Genomic DNA, 3,249 nt, shown 5'->3' with positions numbered 1-3,249 from the left:
AGGCGCAGTCCATACTGCTTCTCCTGGATTATCTAATCCATCAATTACAGTCGTTGATTCAACGATTCTAATTTCTTTAAAAATAACAATTCCAGTTTCATCTTGTGTTAAATCACCTAGGAAGACATTTAATTTTCCTCCATCAGTATCAGATGCCACTACAACTGAACCAGTAAATGTTTGGTATTCTGAAGTCAGAGTGTGAACACTATGATTAAGTCTACTATGATTTTCGTTTTCAAATGAAACCCCAATCTCTCTTCCACCAACTACTTCAGTTTTAGCTATAATTGTATATGTATATGTGTTTCCTGACATAAATGATAAACCATCAGTCCCAATTAAGTATTCCCAATCAGTATTATTTGATTTAGTCACATCTACTTCTAATATAGGATAACCATCTTCCATTTTGTTCGTTACAACAACATCACTGTCACCATACTTAACAAACGAAGGATTATTATTCATATAAGTAATGAAATCCCATTCCACCATTGTATTATCTTCTACATTGATAGTTAGTATTTCTGAGTAACTTACATTATTAACATCAATATATGTAATGATTACTTGGAATGTACCTACTTCAGATACTTTTCCATCTGTAATAGGTAATGTTGATGATATTAGGTTGTTATCTACAACTATGTCACCTAAAATGCTATTTTCAATTTCAAACCAAGTTGTAAAATCTGGCGCGTCAGCACCTAACTCAATTTGGTTTACTGCATCTGATGTTACAGTTATCACTGTTGTATCTTCAGTTACAACAGGTGGTTCTTCTTCAGTATTACATCCAGCCATAGTGATTACACTAACTAGAATTAGTAATACGCTTAATATTTTCTTCATATATATATATCTCCTCTACGTAATACGTGCATTATAATTATAAATTGCGAAAACGATTTAGTAAAGTTGTTATTTATTGTTTATAGTTTTTCTGATTTAAAAGATTTAAAAAGGTACTTTCTTTTTGGAAAGTACCTTCTTTGTAACTTTTTACATTATGTTAGTATAACATCTTCTTCCTATATGGAAATAATAGTAAATAAATAGGAAGTATGTATATGAACGAAATATTAACTACAAAACTGTAATGTCGAAGTTCATAAGTACTAAAACTCATAGTCAAAATATAGTAAGTTAATAAAATTACAAATACGATTATGATTTTTCTCAATAAATTCTCAAATCCACTCTTGATCTCGAACCCTAGTGTGATTCCAATGAACATTACAGGAAATGCTAATGCATGTAATAAAATCCACTGAATCATTGGCATATGATAAATCCGAAATAGTTCGTACGTTAATGCGAATACTACACTTATTAAAATTGGTATTAGACAATGTATCATTATAACCTTAAGATAATCTTTATTTGATGACAAGACTAGTTCACTTCTTAGTATTGTAATAAACGATATCAATCCAGGTATGAACATAATGAAAATCACTGAAAAAATTACATCAACTGGTGCATCTACTGACTTTCTAAAAAACAAGAAATTAAGTAGATAGAATATACTTATACCTATTATATAGAATTGCGTTACTTTTTTATTCTCTATTAAATATTCACTTACTACTCTTTTTAGTTGCATTTACTTCACCCTTCCGCTTCAAACATTTGTTTCTAAACAAGTGTGTACATATATAAAACAATAATTACTACTGCGATATCTGCAAAGATATGAACGATCCAAGAATTGATAAAGCTTTTTCCATATCTATTAATATAGGCAAGTAAGACACCAATAATAAACAACCCTATTATTGTGAATACCATTGTATACAACTCGAATATCGTATCAAATATAACAACGTGATAAATTGCCCATAATAAACCTGAAACAATCACTGCCAACGTATAACTTCTCTTCTCAAGAGAGAAAAAGATATATCCTCTAAAGAAGAATTCTTCTACTAATGAGTTAATGAATGATAAATAGAATCCCCAGATTAATACATTACCTGGTGTTATACCTAGTTTCTGTGCACCTTCAATGACACCTTCGGCTTCAAACATAAATTGAAATACGAAGTATCCTCCAAGAGTACCAATAAAGATTACTATACCTATTAGTAGGGGTACTCTTAATTCTTTTAATGTTGGTTTTTGGTATCTAATTTCTTTTTTTATATTAGATTTCCTTAATACATATATTCCAATCATAGGGATGATCAAGAATAAGGATATTCTTAATATCTGTTTTGGAATGTAATCAAATCCAAATACTTTTTCTAATACAACAATTGCAATAATAGCTAATAAGCTATAACCAATAACACTCTTATTCATTGTTCTTACCGAAATAGTTCTCAAACTCTTTGATAGCATCTGTTTTAGAATATGTGAAGTATGTTCTATAGTTCTCATTGTCTAAAACCCTGTAATGTCTTGATATTTTATGTTGTTGTAATCTGAATCCATCTTGAGATTTCATTGTTTTCCACCATGCTTCACCACCAAGAGTCTTTAACTGTCTTCTAGGTGATTTGTGAATCGCAATTGATTGTAAGATTTCAATTACTTCATCTCCAAATATTGATTGTACAACTTCATGTCTATTAAATATAGAAACAAACGTAACTGCTTCTGTCCATTTTAGTAGATTTCTCTTTTTCTCAATTTGGATTAGAGTCTTTTTACTTACTCCAATAGTTAAAGCCATTTCATCTAATGTCATTCCTGAACTTTTTCTTACATCTATTAGTATATTTTGTACGTTCCTACAAAACTCTATTTTGTTCATAATATCCGCTCCTTTTAAAAGTGTATTTTTACACTATAGTGTAATTTTACACCTTATTGGTTGATATGTCAAACAAAGATTTAAATTCCATAATATTCATATAAAAAGCTAAGAGAGATTCCTCTTAGCTTTGTATTAAAAAAATATGTGATACGTCAATATATGGTACACTGTTCACTTTTATTCAGTTACAACCTCAATTACTTCTTCCCAAACACCGGGATCAATTGAGCTGTTTGGATTATCTTTAAGTGTCTCTTCAAAAAAGTCTGTGATCATACTTTTTAGTATATCCGTTAGATATTCACTTTCGACATCACCAGTGAATCCAATATATTTTGTTAACGGTGAATACATATACACCATTGCAAAATCGTAATGCGTGGTACCGTCAATTTGGTATACTTCTGATGTGTATGAACTTTGATTCACTAATGAGTATAAATTCTCGTTATTAAACCCAGCTTCCCATGCTCCACTTCTAATAA

General features: G+C 30.0%; 5 protein-coding genes. All 5 read right to left on the bottom strand.

The features are described from left to right. On the bottom strand, positions 1–855 hold an 855-nt coding region (locus AC2LE6_RS07970; RefSeq protein ID WP_484478735.1), incomplete at its 3' end, for a hypothetical protein. Between the two features lie 160 nt (positions 856–1,015). Beyond that, a complete protein-coding gene (locus AC2LE6_RS07965) occupies positions 1,016–1,609 on the bottom strand; it encodes a hypothetical protein (RefSeq protein ID WP_484478734.1) in 594 nt (197 codons plus the stop codon). Positions 1,610–1,641: 32 nt separating this feature from the next. Continuing rightward, complete coding sequence (locus AC2LE6_RS07960; protein WP_484478733.1) at positions 1,642–2,307, bottom strand: CPBP family intramembrane glutamic endopeptidase; 666 nt, start codon at positions 2,305–2,307, stop codon at positions 1,642–1,644. After that, positions 2,300–2,761, bottom strand: a complete 462-nt coding sequence (locus tag AC2LE6_RS07955; protein ID WP_484478732.1) for a transcriptional regulator — start codon at positions 2,759–2,761, stop codon at positions 2,300–2,302. Before AC2LE6_RS07955 ends, AC2LE6_RS07960 begins: the two co-directional genes overlap by 8 nt. A gap of 180 nt (positions 2,762–2,941) precedes the next feature. Next, positions 2,942–3,249 (bottom strand): hypothetical protein (locus tag AC2LE6_RS07950; protein WP_484478731.1); only part of this gene is annotated, 308 nt, incomplete at its 5' end.

The sequence above is a fragment of the Candidatus Izemoplasma sp. genome (assembly GCF_982632705.1).
This window is presented reverse-complemented; position numbering and strand designations above follow the sequence as displayed.